Consider the following 17,766-nt stretch of genomic DNA (forward strand, 5'->3'; position numbering starts at 1 on the left):
ATCCGAACGACCTATCCGCAGCGGATAGGGCCGGAGGCCGATCATGAAACGCGTCTGGGCCGTGCTGCAGGACCTCCTGCCGCTGCTTCCCCTGGGGGCGCAGCGATATTTTGTGTTCTACATGATCGCGACGACGCTCGTCACGCTGCTCGATGTGGTCGCTATGTCGCTGCTGGCGATCGTCATTGGTCCGGCCATCACCGGAGGAACGCTCGACCTGCCGATCGTCGGTGAAATCACGCCAGAGATGGCTCCGCTGCTGGCGCTGTCGGCGCTCGTGCTCATCATCGTCAAATCGATCTGCTCGGTCTCGCTGCACTGGCATGCAACCAGGCGTTTCGCGAAGTACGAGCTCGAAATCGGCGATCGGATGTTCCGCGCCTACATCAACTCGAGCTGGGAGCAGCGTTCCAAGCGCTCGGTAGCGGAGATCACACGCATCGCGGATGCCGGTATCGCCAATACGATGGCTGGCTTCCTGCTGCCGCTGATGCGCGTCCCGAGCTCGATGTTCACGTTCGTCCTCGTCTTGGCCGTGCTTCTTGTCGTGAATCCCATGATCTCGATCATCGCGCTCGTCTATCTGACGCTGATCGCGCTGATCGTGCATCAGTTCGTCACGAAACGCGCACTGGAGGCTGCTCAGGTCAACCTCGAGTACAGCTACCGTGTGGCGATCCTGATGACAGAGATGATGGAGGCACTCAAGGAACTGAGCCTGCGCAACCGGCTGTCCGATGTCGCGGAATTGGTCACCACAAATCGCCAACGGTCGGTGCGGGCCCGTGCCAACGGTTCCATCCTCGGCATCATTCCCGGCTTCGTGTTCGAGATCGCACTCATCGGCGGCATCATCCTTGTCGGTGGCGCATCATTCTTCCAGGGCGGTCTCACCGCTGCGCTCACGTCTGTGGCTCTCTTCGCTACGGCGGGCTTCCGACTTATCCCAGCCATCAACGGCATCCAGGGGGGCATCGTTCAGGCGGTGGCAAGCATCCCCTCCGCGACCGACGTCATCGGCGACCTCATCGCGTCGGAGAACGATATGAAGACCTCCACGACGCCGGCTGACACAGCGGAGCTCGCCGATAAACCGCGCGAGATGCGGCTGGAGAACGTGCGGTTCCGCTACCCGAAGGCGTCGGAGGACGTAATTCGCGGAATGTCCGTGGACATCCCGCTGGGCAGTTCGCTGGGCATCGTAGGGCCATCTGGTGCGGGGAAGTCCACGCTCATCGACTTGCTGCTCGGGCTAAGCGTGCCCTCGTCCGGGGAGATCCGCATCGACGGGCACCCCCTCAACTCGGTTCTGCGGCAATGGCGTGGACGTGTCGGCTACGTCCCTCAGCGCGTCGCTCTGTTCGACGGCACGATCGCTCAGAACGTTGCGCTGACATGGAATGACGAGATCGACCGGGAACGCGTGGTCCGCGCACTCGAGCGGGCTCAGTTGGGCTCGCTCGTCGCTTCGCGGGCGGGCGGGATCGACGAACGGATCGGCGAACGGGGGGTTTCGCTCTCCGGTGGCCAGCAGCAACGTCTGGGCATCGCCCGGGCCCTGTACACCGACCCGCTGGTGCTCGTTCTGGACGAGGCGACAAGCTCGCTGGACACGAAGACCGAGGACGAGGTGACGAAGTCGATCAAGGCACTCCAAGGCGAGGTCACCCTCATCTCCGTCGCGCATCGGCTGTCGACGATCAAAGACTACGACCGGGTCTGTTACGTCGACGAGGGAGTGATTGTCAGCCAGGGAACCTTCTACGAGGTGGCAGCCTCCTTACCGTCGTTCGCTGAACAGGTGCTGCTGGCCGGGCTTGCCCGAGACCGGGATCACTAGACCGCGGACATTGCGCGCATCCCCGCGTAGAGCGTGCGGAACGGTGCTTGCCGGTGCAGAGTGAGGAACGGGTTGCGCGGCAGCATCGCACCGATGGTCCGGTAGTTCCAGCGCGCGTCGATGAAGTGCAGGATCGCCTTCGGATCGGGTGAGGCCGACCGAACCTCGTCGATCACCCGCCGGTCCACACGGGCGAGCAGGTGCGTCACGCCTGGGGCGATCGTCTCTATCCGATCCAATACCGCGATCAGGTCGTGGCGGTGTGCGCCGATCCCCTCCGGCACCTGCGTACGTGCCAGCACCGCGTCGAAGAAGTGCACTCGCAGGATCTTGACCGCAAGCGCCCGTCGATTCGGCCGGGACAGACCGCCGAACCATTCGGTCGCTTCGATGGCGTCGAGGAAAGCGAAATCCTCGGGGACGGGACGCGGGGCGAAGGTCACCCGGTCGCCCGCGTCGTCGTTGATGATGTATTCCGGCCCGGTGAGGTCGTAGGCGAGGTTGCGGCCCGTGAACCACAGCGTCGCAGAGTAGGCGAGGTCCTCGCCCGACGGGAGTCCCTCGGTGAACCGCAGGTCGCCGAAACGCGCCCGCTCGATGAGTCCGAGCGGTGCACTGCGATAGGCCAGCCGATCCTTGTGGGCGCTGAGGTGGCGGGTCCGCCGTCCTCGGCGGACCGGGGGATACGGATCGATGCCGCGGCTGCCGATCCGCACGCGGGCGAGAACGGTCGACGCGCCCGTCTCCCTCTGCAGCGCGAGCCACGAGTCGACCGCGCCGGGCGCGAACTCGTCATCGGATCCCATGACGGCGACGAAGCGCGCGTCCGAATGGTCGAGGCCGTGATTCATGGGGCCGGCCGGGGAGTAGACGCCGTCACGCAGGGCGAGGAGCCGCACCTGCGGGTGGCTCGCGTACGCGCCGAGGTTCTCGCGGATGACCTCGGGGTCGATGTTGTGGGCGACCACGTTGACACGCACCGGTGCCTCCGTGTGGTCGACGATCGACGCGACCGCTCGCGCGATCGGCCTGGTGGCGGAATGCACAGCGATCGTCACATCGACCACGGGTTGGCTCATGGATCGATCGTATCGAGGCTCACGTCATGGTCCCGGCGAGATCGTCGCCGACGTCGGCCGGATCCAGTCATCGATGAGCACCCGCGCGCTTGCCGCGCCGGAGTGGACCTTCTCGACATAGGCCGGACCGGATGCCGCGATCGCCCGTGCCGCGGTGCGGTCCTCTGCGAGGCGTGCGATCGTTTCGCGCAGCGTGTCGGGTGTGGCCTCGACGATCGGCAGCGGCATCCCGTACTCCGCCTCGACGTGCTCGCGGACGAAAGGAACGACGTGGCCGACCACGACCCGTCCTGCCGCCATCGCCTCGCACGCGGCCACCCCGTACGAGCCGACGCGGAACTGGTCGATGACGATGTCCGCGCCGGCGAAGACCGCGTCCATCTCGGCGGCAGGGGTTCCCGTGATGAAACGGAACTCCACGGCGCCGGACCGCACCAGGTCATCCAGCGCCGGCTCGATGTAGTGGCTGCCCTTCTGCAGTGGCGCGCTCGCGGCGTGCACGATGCGGACCTGCTCGCCGCGGAACGGCGCGCTGTCCGTCGACCAGCGACCCGGGTCCACGACGACCGGGCACCAGGAGGCCCACGGGACGTCGAGCAGCAGGTCGGGGGTCGAGACGAAGGTGGGGCGGCGCAGCGTGCTGAGAAGGCGCAGGTTGGCCCGTGCGTCCTCGCGCAGGACGTCCGTGCGCGGATCCTCCGGGTAGAGCGACCAGGGCGTGAGCGTCGCGTGCTTGTCGGGATCGCGGATGTCGGTGCCGTGGCAGAGGTATGCGACCGAGACGCCTTCGGCCTCGAGCGCGGCGATCTCCCGGGCCGGGTCGCGATCGAACCTGCGGCCGAAGATCGATCGCTCAGCCTCGAAGAGAACGTGGGTGAACCTGCGGGCCGCCTGCCACTCCTCCTCCTGCCACCGATCGGACGAGTTGACGACTGCCACCGGCACGCTCGTGTCGGCAGCGAAGGAGAATCCACCCGGAAGGGCGACGGCCATGTTCCGCGCTCCGATCCGGTGGTCGGCGCGCTCCAGCGCACGCGCCCACTGGTATCCCTGTCCCGAGTAGTTCGTCGGCGCGATGTAGACCCGCAGGGCGGCATCGGGAACCGTGGTGACCGGACCTGTTCCGCCGCCGCCTAGAAGTCGTGATGCAATCCGGCCTGCGATGCCGTCGGGACGCCGCGCAACGGACTCCATCAGGTGATCGATCCACGCCGGCATGGAGGAGCGGTGCCGAACCATCCAGTCGACGGGGCCCGAGATCAGCCTGCTCACACCAGCGCCTTCCTGCGGGTTGCCGCAGCCACACCCTCGATGACCGCAGCCACGCGCCGTGCGACCGCGGCCATGGAGTGCTCGGCCGCCGTCCATGCCCCCAGCGCCTCTCTCTGCGGCACCGTGAGCGGATCATCGGCGAACTCGCGCATGGCGGCGGCGATGGCGGCGGGGTCGTACGCGACGGCGGCCCCTGCCCGTACGCGGCCGTTGGCATCGTTCAGAAATGCCGCGGTGGGACCGGGCCCCGCGAAGATGACGGGGCAGCCGGCGGCCAGGGAGGAATAGGCCTTCGAGGTGAAGGCGTAGTCGTATCCTGTCCCGGGCTTGAGGGTTGCCAGTGTGGCGACGGCACCCGCGAGGTGAGGGGCCAGCTCGGCGGGGGAGACGGCATCAAAGAACTCGACGGCATCATCGAGTTCGAGCTCGCGTGCGAGCGCCTCCAGCGCCTCCCGCTCGCCGTTGCCGATCACCCGCAGCGTGTACGCAGGATGAGTCGTGCGCAACTCGGCCAGGGCCTGCAACAGCACGTCCGCGCCATGCCACACCGAGTAGCTGCCGGCGTACACGAAGGCCTGCTCAGCGGGTGCGCGCGTCACCGAGAACTCGCTCGTGTCCGCTCCGAAGCCGGTGACCGTCACCGGCCGATCGATGCCGAGCGCGCGCATCCGGTCCGTGACACCCTGGCTGATCGTGACCAGGTGGGCAGCGCCCCGCATGGCGAACCGCTCGACCGCCCGCAGGATCCGGATGACCGCTCGCGACCCGGTCGCCATGTCCGCGGCATCCGACCAGATGTCCGCCGCATCGTAAACGTACGGGACCCGTCGTATGGCGCACACCACACGCACGACCGCGCCGGTGGTCGGTGGCGGCTCCACGAGAACGGCATCCGGTCGACGGGCGAACAACAGACGGAACGCCAAGGGGATGTCGAAGCTGAGATACGGGAGGTACCCGCGGACGTAGCCGTTGCGATCGCGGATGACCGGAAAGGTCCGCACGCGCTCGCCGCGCGCGTGCGGAGCGGTTCCGCGCGGCAGTCGCGAGGTGAGCACGTCCACCTCGTTGCCATCGGCCAGCAGCGCATCGGCCACGGATCCGAGGAAGAACGATGCCGAGGCGGGTTCCGGGCGGTAGATCCTCGACACGATCGTGATTCGCACCGTCAGGCCTCGATGAAGTGCTTCATGAGCACCGATCGGGAGAAGTCCCCGTTGTGCAGACGGCGGACGAATTCGGGGCCGGTGGCCGCGAGCGCGCGATAGTGCTCCCGCCGTGCGGCGATGTCGCGCAGCATCTCCTCCACGGTGTCGATGGTCGTCTCCGGAATCGGAAGCGGCATCTGCGCGTGGCGCTCGACCTCGCGGCGCACCTGCTCGCTCACGTGGGCGAGCACGATGCGCCCGGACGCCATCGTCTCGCATGCGCCAACGCCGTAGTCGCCAGTGCGGAATTGGTCCAGCACGACGTCCGCGTCGGCGAACACGGCGGGCATCCGATCGTTCGGAATGCCGGTGATCTCGACGTATTCGATCAGGCCTTCCTCGTGAAGACGGCGGGCGACGGGCGCGATGTCGATCGTGCCCTTGAGATTCGGGTTCGTCGGGGCGTGCACGACCTTGACGCGCTCGCGCACCAGGAGCGGCTCGTCATTCGCCCACTTGCGGGGGTCCACGATCACCCCGAGGAAATGAGCGTTCGGCACGTCGATGAGCAGCCCGGCAGTGGAGACGAAGGTGGGAACATCCACTTCGCCGATGAACTTCAGGTTCTCGGCGACGACCGGCTCCAGCAGGTCCGCCGGAACCCAGACGTCGTTGTGGAAGTACGACCAGGGATCGGCGGCCATATGCGTGGATGGCAGACGAACGTCCGTGCCGTGCCCGACGATTCCCACGCGCACTCCGGAGTTCTGCATGAGGGCCACCTGCTTGCGCAGGTCGCCGCTGTACAGTCCGCCAAGGACCGGATAGCAGGCCTCGATGAGAACGTGCGTGTAGTCGCGGGCGATCGCCTCGACCATGGCGCGTTGCCAGGCCCGTGAATGCTCCGCCGTGCGCCACGTCACGAGGTAATCGGCGTCGTACTGCAGGACGTTGTTCTCGGTGTGGACGAAGTTGCGGGCCGACACCTCGCCGGACTCCTCGAGAGCTCTGGACCAGCGATAACCTTGCCCAGCGTAGTTGACGGGGCCCACGAGCAGGCGGTACTTCTTGCTCAGGTCCGGCTCGGGCGGTGGGGGAGGGGTGACGCCGCGCGCTCTATCGATGCCGGACGCGATGGCGTCCTGCAGCGGCTTGGGAACGATCTTCCAGGCGCGCTCAACTATCGGATGCATGTGCGTGCTCCTCTGCGGGCGATGACGGGTGCGGCTCGATCCAGTTGCTGATCAGCGCGTGCGCCGACATCGTTCCGTCATGGACATGTCGAACGAAGTCCACTCCGGCGTCGCGGATCCGTGCGATGCGGGTGTCGACCGTAAGGTCGCGGAGGACCGCTTCGAGCGTGGCGGGGCTCGCTTGGCGAATGGGGACGTCACGACCTGTGCGAGTCCGGATCTCGTCACGCACCGCGTCCGAAAGGCTGCCGATGACGACGCATCCGGCCGCGAGCGCCTCGCACGCCGCCACTCCGTACGAGCCGACTCGGAACTGGTCGAGCACCACGTCCGCCCTTGCGAACACTTCGGGCATCAGCGCGGACGGGACTCCGCGGACCAGTTCGAGCTCAATGAGGCCGGCATCCTCGAGCCGCTCGAGCGTGGACAGGATGAGTTCGGTGCCCTTGACGGCATCGTGCGAGGGGGCGTGCACGACGCGCAGCGGGCGGCCGGGCTCTCGCTGCTCGCGCACCGTCGCCCACCGCGCTGGATCCACGACGACGGGGCACCACGCGGCTGACGGCACATCCGCCAGCAAGTCCGGCGTCGAGACGAACACGCGTCGTCCGCTGGTCTCCAGGAGGGCGATGTTGCGCGCGGCGAGGGTCTCGGCGCGGGGTGCGTACACCGCAGGGTCGGCGTAGTGCGACCACTCATTGTCGGCCATGTGTCGCGACGGGAGACGCACGTCCGTGCCGTGGGCCAGGAAGGCGACATCCACCCCACGGTCCACAAGCGCGCTGGCCTGGGCGGCGACCGATCTTCCCAGCATCCGACCGAATGGGGGTTCCTCCGCTTCGATGAGCACATGCGTCGCCGTGCACGCCGCCTCGAACTGACGACGCTGCCAATCGGGGTCGTTGTGGTACGTGCCGACGGGCACGACGAGGTCAGCATCGAAGGAGAAGCCGCCGGGCACATCGACAGCCATGTTCCGGGCGGAAATCGTGTCGTCGGCCTGCTCCAGGGCGCGCGCCCACGCCACACCCTGAGCCGAGTAATTCACCGGTGCGATCAGCACGCGGCGGGGCCGGTCGGCGAAGACCGTCGAAGGGATGCTGCCGCGGGGGGCAGGGCGCCCCATCCGTTTCGCAGCGAGGCGACCTAGCGGACTCATCGGCGCGTCCGCGATCGCGTCGATCAGAGCATTGCCCCAACGAGGCAGCGCGTGCCGATTCACCACGCCCTTTGCTCCTCGAGTGGGGCGTCTGTCATGACCACCAGTCTATCGAGGTGCCTCACCGAGCCCGCCGAAGGCGGCTGCGGCGGCACTGTGCCGCGTACCATGGCAGGCGCGCGCCGAAACCGAACGGGAAGTGACCGCTTGAAACCCACCCTGCTCATCCTGTCGTTCTCGCCGATCGCAGGAGACGCCCGCGTGCTGAAGCAGGTCGACGCGTTCAGCAACGAGTACACCGTCACGACGTGCGGGTACGGGCCTGCGCCCCATGGTGTCGCCGGACACGTGCAGATACCTGATGACATCCTGCACAACGTCCTGGACGATCGCTACGTCACGCGGAAGGCATACCGTCGCGCCTATTGGAGGTTGTGGTCGGTGGAGTGGGCGAAGAAGCACCTGCGTCCACGGTCCTGGGACATCGTGCTGGCCAACGACGTCGAAGCTGTCCCCCTCGCACTCCGCCTCAAACCTCGGAAGGGAGTGCATGCCGATCTGCACGAGTACTCCCCGCTTCTGCACGAGGACTGGGAGGGGTGGCGTGAGCGGATCACTCCCTACGTCGACTGGGTCTGTTCGACCTATGTCTCCCGGGCGTCATCGTGGACGACGGTCAGCAGAGGTCTGTCCCGTGAGTACGAACGCAACTTCGGCTTCCATGCGGAGCTCGTGACCAACGCGGCGCCGTACCTGGACGTGTCCCCGACCCCGGTCGGGGACACGATCCGCCTCGTGCACTCCGGGGCTGCACTGCAGGACCGGCGGCTTCACGATCTGATCACGGCCGTGACCGCCTCGAGCGCTCCCGTGACTCTGGACATGTACCTCACCCCGAATCAGCCCGCGTACCTCGCTCAGCTGCGTGAAGCGGCCGCAGCCTCCGGTGGCCGGGTTCGAGTCAACGACCCGGTCCCCTACAGCCTCCTGGCCGAGACGCTGTGCCGTTTCGATGTCGGCATTCACGTGCTGGCCCCGACGAACTTCAACAACACCTGGGCCCTTCCGAACAAGCTCTTCGACTACGTCCAAGCACGTCTCGGAATCATCGTCGGCCCGACTCCGGAGATGGCCGAGTACGTGCGCCGCTTCGGGCTGGGGCCCGTCACCGACGATTTCGACCCGCAGTCACTCACGAGGGTGCTCGATGCCCTCACTGCCGCCGACGTTCGCGCGTGGAAGGCTGCGGCCGATCGGGCGGCGCCAGAACTCTCGGCGCAGGCGCAGGTGGAGATCTGGCGAGCGGCGATCGCGCGCTTGGTGGCGGTGAACTAGGCCTTTGCAGAGGCGGCCGGCGGACCCAGAATTTCGGCGATGACACGGCTGCACGCCGAGGCGGACGCGTGCAGACGGGCCCATTCGTACCCGCTCTCGGCCTGCGGGGCCATACGCTCCGGATGGCTGAGGATGCCGGTGACGACGTCGTGAAGTGTTCCCACATCCGCGACCACCCACGCGTCGGCCGCTTCCGACCCCAGGTCCGGCTCGTCCGCGACGCGCGCACTCGTCACGAGAACGCAGCGACGCGCCATCGCTTCCACGCCGAAGACCCCTGGCATCGAGGAGTAGAACTCGTTGAGGGCGATGTGCGCCTCATCCAGAGCGCGCAGGACCTTCTCATGAGGCACACCGATCAACTCCCGGTAGTCCACCCCCGGATTCTCCTGCATGATGCGCGCCATGACCTGGCGGACGGCATCGGTCCCCTTCAGAAGCGGATTCGAGGGCGCGTGAACAACCACGACCCTCTCCGTGGAGTCGAACTTGTCCGACGCCGCGGCGAACAGCTCATCGGGGTAGAAGTACAGGAACGGGCGTGTCGGACGGGTGAGGTACGAAAGCTGATCCTCCCGGGCGGTGAAGATCGTCTCGGCGTATCTCTCCGCGACCTGCGCGCGGAGTCTGCGCGCGTCGTCGTACTCATCGCTGGCGAAAACGGGGTCGGCTGCCATGAGGGCAGTGCCGATGTTCGGGCGACCGGTGCGTTCGGCTCGCTGCGCCATGAGCTTCGGGGAGCGGATGTCATTGCCGGTGAAATAGCAGACAAGGCGTCGGCCGTGCCTGCGGATGAACGCGAACTCGAATTCGCGCTCGTCGTGGTGACCCTCCAGATACGCTCCGCCGCCCACGTAGATGAAGCCCCGCGAGCGATTGACCAACCACGCGAGCAGAAGCGGGCCGCCGTACAGCCGACGCCAGACCGAGATTCTGCCGCCCAGCGCCGTGCTCGGTTTCTGGATCACCGCGTCGTACTCGACGGCATAGAACGGATTGCGCGCGTGGATCGCCGTGTAGGAGCGCGGAAGCGCAGCGGCTATGTGGGTGGCCATCAGCGCGATGTCCTCGGGGCCCACCACCCAGTCCAGGCGGCGTGTGAAAAAGGCGAACGGTTTGAGTAACCAGAAGGCGACGCGCAGAATCACTCTTTGACGCGTGAAGATGACGCTCGAGCTCACGCCGCCCGCCGCGGTACGCAGAATTTCACATAGAAGCTCTTCGGGACGCGGTTGAGCTTCCACATCAGCCAGAAGAACGGGCGGAGCAACTCGAAACGCCGCTTGTACGTCGAGTAGTCGGTGTAGTCCTTCCGCGGCATCGTCATCACATGCTCGAACTCCGCGTCGGTGAAGCCGAGCCTCTTCTTGACCATGGCGATGAGCTCGGGGTCACCGAACCGCGGCTCGATGAACTGGGCGGCCGCGACGCGGCGGTCCATCTGACCGGAGCGCACCAGTGCGGAAAGCTCGATCTGCCGGAAGTTGATTCCGAACCGCGTCGGCAGGAAGTAGGTGTGATAGAAGGCGGTGAAACGGTTCTCGAGATGATGGCCGCCGTACCATTTCCACCCGAACTGTTCCGCGAGGAACTTCTTCGCGTCCTCCTTGTTGTAGTCGATCCAGTACAGCGGGCGAGTGCGCTGGATGCGGCTGAACGCGGACCACCGGACGAACTTCCCGAAGTCGAGATTGGGGAAGGTCTTCATCGGAAGCCTGCCGAACTTGCGGTGCACTCCCTTGATGTAGCCGCCGTCCATGTACAGCCAGCCCATCGGCGAGATTCCCTCGGTGCGGAACGAGTGTCCTTCGACGATGTGGCGAATGCCGTGCTTCTCGGCGGCTCGGTACAGCACGCCCATGAAGCCGATATCGGTGGGCGCTTCGATGTCCTTGACTCCGGCGAGCATGAACGACCGGTAGATGTCGTCGTACTCCGCGTTGTCCACGACGTACGTCTCCAGTTCGACACCGAGCTTCTCGAGCACCGCGAAGATGTTCGATGTCGCGGTGGGGGAGTTCCACGTGTTGTCGAAGTGGACTGCCAGCGGGCGGACGCCCTTCGAGACGAGCAGATGTGCCAGGTATGACGAATCGGTTCCGCCGCTGACGCCCATGATGCAGTCGTACTGCTTGCCATCGCCGGCAGCTTTCAGTTCGCCCACGAACCGGTCCAGCGCCCGCTCGCTCTCGGGCCCGATGGGGTACTGCCGATCGAGCGAATCATGCAGATGGCAGTAGTAGCAGACGCCCTGGGGGTCGAATGCAGCCCCGGGCACGTCCGACGTGATGATGCACCGGGCGCAGACACGGGGTGAGCTCAGGAAATCCTCCGCTGCCTCGATGTCGATGTCATGGGTGAGTGCGGCAGACGCGGCCTGGTCGTTCCGGCCCTCGGCCAGGTGAGCGAACAGGGTATCGATCTGCGGCCGCGTGGGGTAGTTGATGAGCACGCTGTCGCGACCGGCCTGCATGACGAAGGCGGAGCCGGCTGCCACCGCCGATGCGCCGGAGTGCTCGATCGGGGCAACCAGGTCTTCGCGCGTGCCCGCTCCACCATGCGCGATCACAGGCACCGTGGAGGACTCGACGACGTCGCGCACCAGTTCCAGATCGATGCCCTGGCGGGTGCCCTCTCTGTCGATCGCGGTGACCATAATCTCGCCGACACCGACCTCGTGAGCCCGCGCGACCCATTCGCTGAGGTCCAGGCCGGCACGGACGGTGCCGGCTTTGTCGTAAGGCACGTAGCCCGTCGCCGTAAGCCGAACATCAACGGCACCGACGATCGCCTGGGATCCCAGCGCGCTGACCATCTCACGCACCGCATCGGGGTCGCGCGTGAGGGCGGTGTTGACGACGATCTTCTCGAAACCGGCGGAGATGATCCGTTCGGCGTGCTCCACGGTCTCGACGCCCCCGCCATATGCCAGCGGGATGAACGCCTCCGAGGAGATGCGACGCAGCAGCTCCATCGACGACGGGACGCGGCTGCGGGCGCCGGATATGTCCAGGATCATCAGTTCGTCGACTTCGAGATCGTTGAAGATGCTGATCACGTTCACCGGATCGCCCACGTAGCGTGCGTCGCCGAACTCGCGCGTCTTCACCAGGCGCTCGCCCTCGAGCAGCAGCACCGGGATGATGCGGGGATAGACATGCATCAGAGCTCCACCTCCGCGAACTCTCGCAGGATCGCCAGACCGAAGCGATGGCTCTTTTCGGGATGGAACTGAATCCCGATGACGTTGTCGCGCTCGACCGTCGATGCGAACCGCGTCCCGTAGTCGGTCCATGTCAGCACGTCCTCCTCCCGATCGGGCTCGACAGCGAAGGAGTGTACGAAATAGTAGCGGCCTCCGTCGGTCAGCGACGGGGCAAGCCGAGATGGCTTGGCGGATGAGACGGTGCTCCAGCCCATGTGGGGGATGAGGAGGCGGCGGCCGTCGACGACATCGGGGAATCGCCGAGCCCGCCCGGAGACGAGTCCGAGACCGGGGAGGACCCCTTCGTCGCTGCCGTCCATGAGCAACTGCATTCCGAGGCAGACTCCTGCCAGCGGCACTCCGCGATCGCGTGCCGCCCGGACGATCACGTCACTCAGGTTGCGAACGCGCAGCTGTTCGACGGCACGGTCGAAGGCACCCACTCCGGGGAGGATGATGCGTCGCGCAGCGGCGATGGTAGCAGGGTCGCCAGACACCTCGGCCGACCGCCCCACCTTCGCAAGCGCGTTACGGAGAGAGCCGAGGTTGCCGACTCCGTAGTCGACGATCGTGACGTCGGGTGCGGTCATACCACTCGCTCGCTCTCCGCGACGCTCTCACCCAGCGCGAGGGCGATCAGATCCAGATCGTCCGGCGTGAGCTGCGGGTACAGCGGCAGGGTCAGCGCCTGGTGATGGGCCCGGGTCGTGTGGGGCAGCGCCTCGTCGCGGATGTCGAAGCGATCCCGGAAGTACGGCTGCAGGTGCATCCCGTAGGTTCCGAGCGTGGTCTCGACATCCCGTGCGCGCATCGATCGGATCACAGCATCCCGATCGATCGAGTCATCAAGCATCACGACGTACGACTGGAAGGTGTGCTCCGTTCCGGCGGCCGAACAGGGAGTGCGCACGCCCTCCAAATTTGAGAGCCGGTCGGTCAGTGCGGCGGCTGCGCGGCGACGTCCCGAGACGATCTCGTCGATGCGCTGCATCTGCGCCAGGCCGATCGCCGAATGCACGTCACTGAGCCGATAGTTGAAGCCCGCGTCGATGAACTCCATGTAGAGCTCCCCACGCGTCGCACCGTGCGCGCGGAGCACCGCGATGCGTGCCGCGAGCTCATCGTCGTCCGTCATGATCATCCCCCCTTCCGCGGTCGTGATGATCTTGCGCGGATGGAAGGAGAACACGCCCGCGGTGGCCAGGGAACCGGCCTGACGGCCGTGGTAGGTGCCGCCCAGCGCACATGCGGCATCCTCGATGACCGGCAGCCCGTATCTGGCTGCGATGTCGTTGATGGGCGACATCTCGGCGCAGAGCCCGAAGGCGTGCACCGGCATGATCGCCCGGGTGCGCGGCGTGATCGCAGCTTCCACCAGAGCCGGATCGAGGTTGAAGGTGTCCTCGACGATGTCCACGAAGATCGGAACCGCGGACTGCTGGATGACGGCGTTTGCGGTCGCTGGGAAGCTGAAGCCCGGGATGATGACCTCATCGCCGGCACTGACGCCCAGAGCCACGAGAGTGAGATGCAGCCCAGTCGTCGCGGAGCTCACTGCCGCGGCGTGCCGCGTGCCGACGTACTCCTTGACCGCAAGCTCGAATTCGGCGGTGCGGGCGCCCTGCGTGAGGTAGCCGGATTCGAGTACGGCGCGCACAGCGTCGACCTCTGCCGCGCCGGTGAGCGGAATGTTGAGTCTCATGCAAGAACCGAGGTGTACCAGTCGATCGTCTGGGCCAGCGCGTCGTCCGAAAGGGTCGGTGCCTCGTGTCCGAGGATCCCCTGAAGCTTCGAGACATCGGCGAGGTGGCGTCGGACGTCGCCCGCCCGCTGCTCAGAGTGGAACACCGGATGATCCGAGGCACCCATGATCGCCAGGATCCTCCGAACAAGTTCGTTGACGGATGTCTCCACGCCGGTCGCGACGTTCAGCACCTGTCCTCGGCACGCGGCCGAGTCATGTATCTGCGCGATCAGGTCGGCGGTGTCCTTCACGAAGATGAAGTCCCGCGTCTGTTCGCCGTCCCCGTAGATCTCGATCGGGGCGCCGTCGAGCACGCGCCGCACGATGATGGGCACGATCCCCGCGTAGGACCCGGGATTCTGGCGGGGACCGATGTTGTTGAACGGTCGGATCACCGTCGCATCGATGTTGAAGGTCTGCACGTACGACTCGATGATGTGGTCGGCGGCGGACTTGCTCGCCGCATACGGGGTGATGGCATCGTGCGGGTGGCCTTCGTCCATCGGGATGTACCGAGCCGACCCGTATGCCTCCGAGCTCGAGACGTGGACGACCCGCTCCACCAGACCCCGCCGGGCGATTTCGCAGAACGCCGTGGCGATTCCGACGTTCGTCTGCACCGTCCAGGCGGGGTAGGTGAGCGAGGTTGGCAGCGGAATGACCGCGAGGTCGAAGACCGTCTCGACCTCGTGCGCAACGACGACATCCTGCATCGCGGCCAGATCTGCGGCGTCGAGGCGTATCACGTCGAGGTCTGGGCGGGCGCGCCGAGCATCGGTCAGATTGTCCATGCTGCCCAGAAAGAAGTTGTCCACGACGGTGACCCGCGCGGGGCCATCCGCCAACAGCCGGTCAACCAAATGACTGCCGATGAATCCGGCGCCGCCGGTGACCAAGATCGACTTCGACCTGACTGACATGGGACGAGTCCAAACGCGTAGAGTTCTCGAAGGTCACGGGAGGTGCGACAGACGCCGACCATCCTATGCGCATCGAACTGTGCGGAGCGGAGGATACACGTCCGTGGAAGGCAACACCCCGGCCGATGCGACCGCGTGGCACGGCGTGCCGCCCAACCGCTTCAACCCTCATGCGTGGATCGTGGGCGAGCCGCTCATCGGCGATGGCGTATGGATCGGTGCCTTCACGGTGATCGACGGCAGCGGCGGCCTGACGATCGGGGACGGCTGCGAGATCTCGTCAGGCGCGCAGATCTACTCGCACTCGACAGTGGCGAGGTGTGTGAGCGAACGAGCCAGCGGTACAGAACGTGCCGCGACCACGATCGGCGCGCACGTACACGTCGGCGCCAATGCCGTCATCCTGATGGGCGCATCGATCGGGGATCACAGCGTGGTCGCCGCGGGAGCCGTCGTGCGGGAGCACACGGTCGCGCCGCCCTACAGCGTGTTGAAGGGCGTGCCGGCTCGAGTGGTGGAAGGCGCGGCGAGCAAGTTCATGCCGCACGCGCCGTAATCGACGCGACGTCCGCCAGTCGGCCACTGTCTCGCGCGTCGCCATAGACTCGCCCCTGTGAAGGTGCTCAGCGTCGTCGGCGCCCGCCCGCAGTTCGTGAAGCTCGCGCCGGTGGCGCGGGCGGCTCGGACGGACGGTGTCGACCATGTGATCGTGCACACCGGTCAGCACTACGACGCGATGCTCTCTGACGTCTTCTTCGAGGGACTCGGCATCCCCGCGCCCGATGTGCACCTCGGTGTCGGCTCGGGCTCCCACGGCGTTCAGACCGGCGCGATGCTGGCGGCGTTGGACGGGGTCATCGACCAGTACCGCCCCGACTGGGTCCTGGTGTACGGGGACACCAATTCCACGCTCGCGGCAGCCGTGAGTGCGGTGAAGCAGCACGTTCCGGTGGCGCATCTGGAAGCCGGGCTGCGATCCTTCAATCGACGGATGCCGGAGGAGCACAATCGCGTCCTGACGGATCATGCCGCTGATCTTCTGCTCGCTCCGACCGAGACCGCGATGCAGCATCTCGGAGCAGAGGGCCTGGCCGGCCGATCGGTACTGGTGGGCGATGTCATGACCGACGTGCTCCTGACGGTGCGTGCCGGTGTCAACGACCAGGTCGGCGATCTGGCAGAGGAACTCGGTCTGACGGTCGGTGCCTACTACCTGGCCACCATCCACCGGGCGGAGAACACCGATGACCCGCACAGGCTCCGGGCCATCGTTTCGGCGCTGGCGGCGCTGGATCGGCCGGTTATCCTTCTCGCGCATCCGAGGCTCGTCGCGCGAGCGGTCACGGCGGGGCTGGGCCTGACCGAGGGGGTCCTTGTCGCGCATGCCCCCCTGGGATACGCCGAGCTGATTGCGGCGGTCCTCGGCAGCGCCGGCGTCGTCACGGACTCGGGCGGCCTTCAGAAAGAGGCGTTCCTGCTCGGAGTGCCGTGCACCACGGTCCGATCGGAAACCGAGTGGGTGGAGACCATCGATCTCGGGTGGAACGTCCTTGCTCCCGCACCCGAGGACATCGCCGCCGCGGTGCTTCGCACCCGGCCGCGGGAGTCGGGAGCGGCGCCCTACGGCGACGGTCACGCCGCCGAGCGCGTCATCGCGTCGCTTCGTCGGGGAGCGTGACAGCCAGTGGTGCCGGCGGCTTGGCCTGCCTCCGCGACTCGCGTCGCATCCGCCGCCCCACTTCTGCGGCGCGCAGCTTCGATTCCACGGGCCGTTCGAGCCAGATGTGCAGGGCTGCGGCGCAGGTGATCGCAACGATCAGCAGCGCAGCAAACCACAGGAGGTTCATCCACCGCGCGGGCTGGAGTCCGAAGATGTTCAGGGCCGCGTAGATCACGGTGGCGTGGATCAAGTAGAAGGCGAATGACCACTCGCCGAGCAGGACGAGCGGGCGCCATCTCATCCATCGAACCCGACCGGCAACCTCAGCGGCGGATGTCGTCACGATGAGGGCGGCGAAGAGCAGCGTCATCAGCGCCGGCAGCAGCATCGCGAAGACGGTCAGCAGCAGCGATCCTGCAGCGAACCGCTCCGTCAGCACGTAGCCGATGGCCACCACGCCGATGCCGGCGGCAGGCAGCCAGGGGTGCACTCCTGCCCGCCAGCCCAGGCGGAAGGCCCACGCCAGGCACATGCCGAGGACAAATTCGTTCAGGCGCAGGATCGGCAACGGCAGCGTCGCCACCCACCCGGCGGGACTCAGCTGGATCAGGACTCGGATGGCGATCGTCACCACGGCCACCACCGCCGCCGAGACGAGAGCTCCGCGACGCCCCATGCGCGTGAGCACAGCGGCGAAGAACGGGTGCAGCGCGTAGAAGAAGGCCTCCACCGTGAGCGTCCAGGCAGCCGGATTCCCGGAGAAGAGGATGGCAGGATCCCTCGACCAGCCCTGGAGGAGGAAGACCGACAGGAGCAGGGCGCCGACGCTGAAAGGCCTCACCCACCAGTCCTGAGGGGCCGGAGCGAAGCTGTAGAAGACCGGAATGGCCAGCAGCAGCGTCACGAAGTGCAGAGGGTAGATCCGCGCGAAACGGCGCCAGTAGAACGTGGACTTCGCTGTACCCGGCCGCAGCGAGTAGGTGAGGACGAATCCGGACAGGATGAAGAAGAACGCCACGCCGTAGTCCCCGAAAGCCAGGAACGAGTTCACAGCAGGCGCGAGGGGCGCGAACACGACGATGTGGAAGCCGAATACGGCGAACGCCGCCCACCACCGAAGCCCGGTGATCGCGTCGAGACGTGGCGCGTGCGCGGCGTCTCTGAGATTGATTGCCGAGTCCACGGGTATCGATTGTACGGCGAGTGCATGC

At 66.4% G+C, this 17,766-nt stretch carries 15 protein-coding genes; 4 read left to right on the forward strand and 11 right to left on the reverse strand.

Annotated features, from left to right (window positions below; all coding sequences use genetic code 11):
* The first annotated feature begins 43 nt into the window (after positions 1-43).
* Positions 44-1,840: an ABC transporter ATP-binding protein gene (locus QNO12_RS03580; RefSeq protein ID WP_257502936.1), complete on the forward strand. Its 1,797-nt coding sequence runs from the start codon at positions 44-46 to the stop codon at positions 1,838-1,840.
* On the opposite strand, the gene QNO12_RS03585 is transcribed toward QNO12_RS03580, so the two are convergent.
* From QNO12_RS03585 to QNO12_RS03605, 5 genes are read right to left on the reverse strand one after another with little or no spacing between them, the layout of a single operon-like run.
* A complete protein-coding gene (locus tag QNO12_RS03585; RefSeq protein ID WP_257502935.1) occupies positions 1,837-2,919 on the reverse strand; it encodes a glycosyltransferase in 1,083 nt (360 codons plus the stop codon). The two genes, QNO12_RS03580 and QNO12_RS03585, sit on opposite strands and share 4 nt — an antisense overlap.
* A 24-nt stretch (positions 2,920-2,943) precedes the next feature.
* Entirely contained in the window at positions 2,944-4,191 is a 1,248-nt protein-coding gene (locus tag QNO12_RS03590; RefSeq protein ID WP_257502934.1) for a glycosyltransferase family protein, read from the reverse strand.
* On the reverse strand, positions 4,188-5,357 hold the full coding sequence (locus QNO12_RS03595) for a glycosyltransferase family 4 protein (RefSeq protein WP_257502933.1): 1,170 nt from the start codon (positions 5,355-5,357) through the stop codon (positions 4,188-4,190). The genes QNO12_RS03590 and QNO12_RS03595 overlap by 4 nt, the downstream gene beginning before the upstream one ends.
* 2 nt (positions 5,358-5,359) lie before the next feature.
* The gene (locus QNO12_RS03600; RefSeq protein WP_257502932.1) at positions 5,360-6,532 is read right to left on the reverse strand and encodes a glycosyltransferase family protein; all 1,173 of its coding nucleotides are present in this window, start codon (positions 6,530-6,532) and stop codon (positions 5,360-5,362) included.
* Entirely contained in the window at positions 6,516-7,757 is a 1,242-nt protein-coding gene (locus QNO12_RS03605; protein WP_257502931.1) for a glycosyltransferase family protein, read from the reverse strand. Before QNO12_RS03605 ends, QNO12_RS03600 begins: the two co-directional genes overlap by 17 nt.
* 141 nt (positions 7,758-7,898) lie before the next feature.
* On the opposite strand from QNO12_RS03605, the gene QNO12_RS03610 reads away from it, so the two are divergent.
* Positions 7,899-9,026 (forward strand): glycosyltransferase family protein, encoded by a 1,128-nt coding sequence (locus QNO12_RS03610; protein WP_257502930.1) that lies wholly within the window; start codon positions 7,899-7,901, stop codon positions 9,024-9,026.
* Here QNO12_RS03610 and QNO12_RS03615 read toward each other — a convergent pair.
* Genes QNO12_RS03615 through QNO12_RS03635 form a run of 5 tightly spaced genes read right to left on the reverse strand, consistent with a single transcriptional unit; the run spans position 9,023 to position 14,895 of the window.
* On the reverse strand, positions 9,023-10,270 hold the full coding sequence (locus QNO12_RS03615; RefSeq protein WP_285178256.1) for a hypothetical protein: 1,248 nt from the start codon (positions 10,268-10,270) through the stop codon (positions 9,023-9,025). The genes QNO12_RS03610 and QNO12_RS03615 overlap by 4 nt on opposite strands.
* Positions 10,204-12,189, reverse strand: a complete 1,986-nt coding sequence (locus tag QNO12_RS03620; protein WP_257502928.1) for an N-acetyl sugar amidotransferase — start codon at positions 12,187-12,189, stop codon at positions 10,204-10,206. Before QNO12_RS03620 ends, QNO12_RS03615 begins: the two co-directional genes overlap by 67 nt.
* Complete coding sequence (hisH, locus tag QNO12_RS03625; protein WP_257502927.1) at positions 12,189-12,821, reverse strand: imidazole glycerol phosphate synthase subunit HisH; 633 nt, start codon at positions 12,819-12,821, stop codon at positions 12,189-12,191. Before hisH ends, QNO12_RS03620 begins: the two co-directional genes overlap by 1 nt.
* The gene (locus QNO12_RS03630; RefSeq protein WP_257502926.1) at positions 12,818-13,933 is read right to left on the reverse strand and encodes a DegT/DnrJ/EryC1/StrS family aminotransferase; all 1,116 of its coding nucleotides are present in this window, start codon (positions 13,931-13,933) and stop codon (positions 12,818-12,820) included. Before QNO12_RS03630 ends, hisH begins: the two co-directional genes overlap by 4 nt.
* On the reverse strand, positions 13,930-14,895 hold the full coding sequence (locus QNO12_RS03635; RefSeq protein WP_257502925.1) for a dTDP-glucose 4,6-dehydratase: 966 nt from the start codon (positions 14,893-14,895) through the stop codon (positions 13,930-13,932). The genes QNO12_RS03630 and QNO12_RS03635 overlap by 4 nt, the downstream gene beginning before the upstream one ends.
* 103 nt (positions 14,896-14,998) lie before the next feature.
* Between QNO12_RS03635 and QNO12_RS03640 the strand changes: the two genes are divergently transcribed.
* Together QNO12_RS03640 and wecB are read left to right on the forward strand one after the other, a co-directional pair.
* Positions 14,999-15,451 carry an acyltransferase gene (locus QNO12_RS03640; RefSeq protein WP_257502924.1) on the forward strand — a complete coding sequence of 151 codons (453 nt, stop codon included), beginning with the start codon at positions 14,999-15,001 and terminating at the stop codon, positions 15,449-15,451.
* 57 nt (positions 15,452-15,508) lie between these two features.
* Entirely contained in the window at positions 15,509-16,573 is a 1,065-nt protein-coding gene (gene wecB / locus QNO12_RS03645) for a non-hydrolyzing UDP-N-acetylglucosamine 2-epimerase (protein WP_257502923.1), read from the forward strand.
* Here wecB and QNO12_RS03650 read toward each other — a convergent pair.
* The gene (locus tag QNO12_RS03650) at positions 16,545-17,738 is read right to left on the reverse strand and encodes an acyltransferase family protein (protein WP_257502922.1); all 1,194 of its coding nucleotides are present in this window, start codon (positions 17,736-17,738) and stop codon (positions 16,545-16,547) included. The two genes, wecB and QNO12_RS03650, sit on opposite strands and share 29 nt — an antisense overlap.
* Positions 17,739-17,766 lie beyond the last annotated feature (28 nt).

Origin of the sequence: Microbacterium sp. zg-B185 (assembly GCF_030246885.1) — a bacterium.
Lineage (GTDB): Bacteria > Actinomycetota > Actinomycetes > Actinomycetales > Microbacteriaceae > Microbacterium.

What these genes read in the sequence shown, in the direction of transcription:
- QNO12_RS03600 (WP_257502932.1), bottom strand. Translation starts at nt 6,532, where the DNA reads ATGCATCCGATAGTTGAGCGCGCCTGGAAGATCGTTCCCAAGCCGCTG.
- QNO12_RS03630 (WP_257502926.1), bottom strand. Translation starts at nt 13,933, where the DNA reads ATGAGACTCAACATTCCGCTCACCGGCGCGGCAGAGGTCGACGCTGTG.
- QNO12_RS03585 (WP_257502935.1), bottom strand. Translation starts at nt 2,919, where the DNA reads ATGAGCCAACCCGTGGTCGATGTGACGATCGCTGTGCATTCCGCCACC.
- hisH (WP_257502927.1), bottom strand. Translation starts at nt 12,821, where the DNA reads ATGACCGCACCCGACGTCACGATCGTCGACTACGGAGTCGGCAACCTC.
- QNO12_RS03620 (WP_257502928.1), bottom strand. Translation starts at nt 12,189, where the DNA reads ATGCATGTCTATCCCCGCATCATCCCGGTGCTGCTGCTCGAGGGCGAG.
- QNO12_RS03635 (WP_257502925.1), bottom strand. Translation starts at nt 14,895, where the DNA reads ATGTCAGTCAGGTCGAAGTCGATCTTGGTCACCGGCGGCGCCGGATTC.
- QNO12_RS03580 (WP_257502936.1), top strand. Translation starts at nt 44, where the DNA reads ATGAAACGCGTCTGGGCCGTGCTGCAGGACCTCCTGCCGCTGCTTCCC.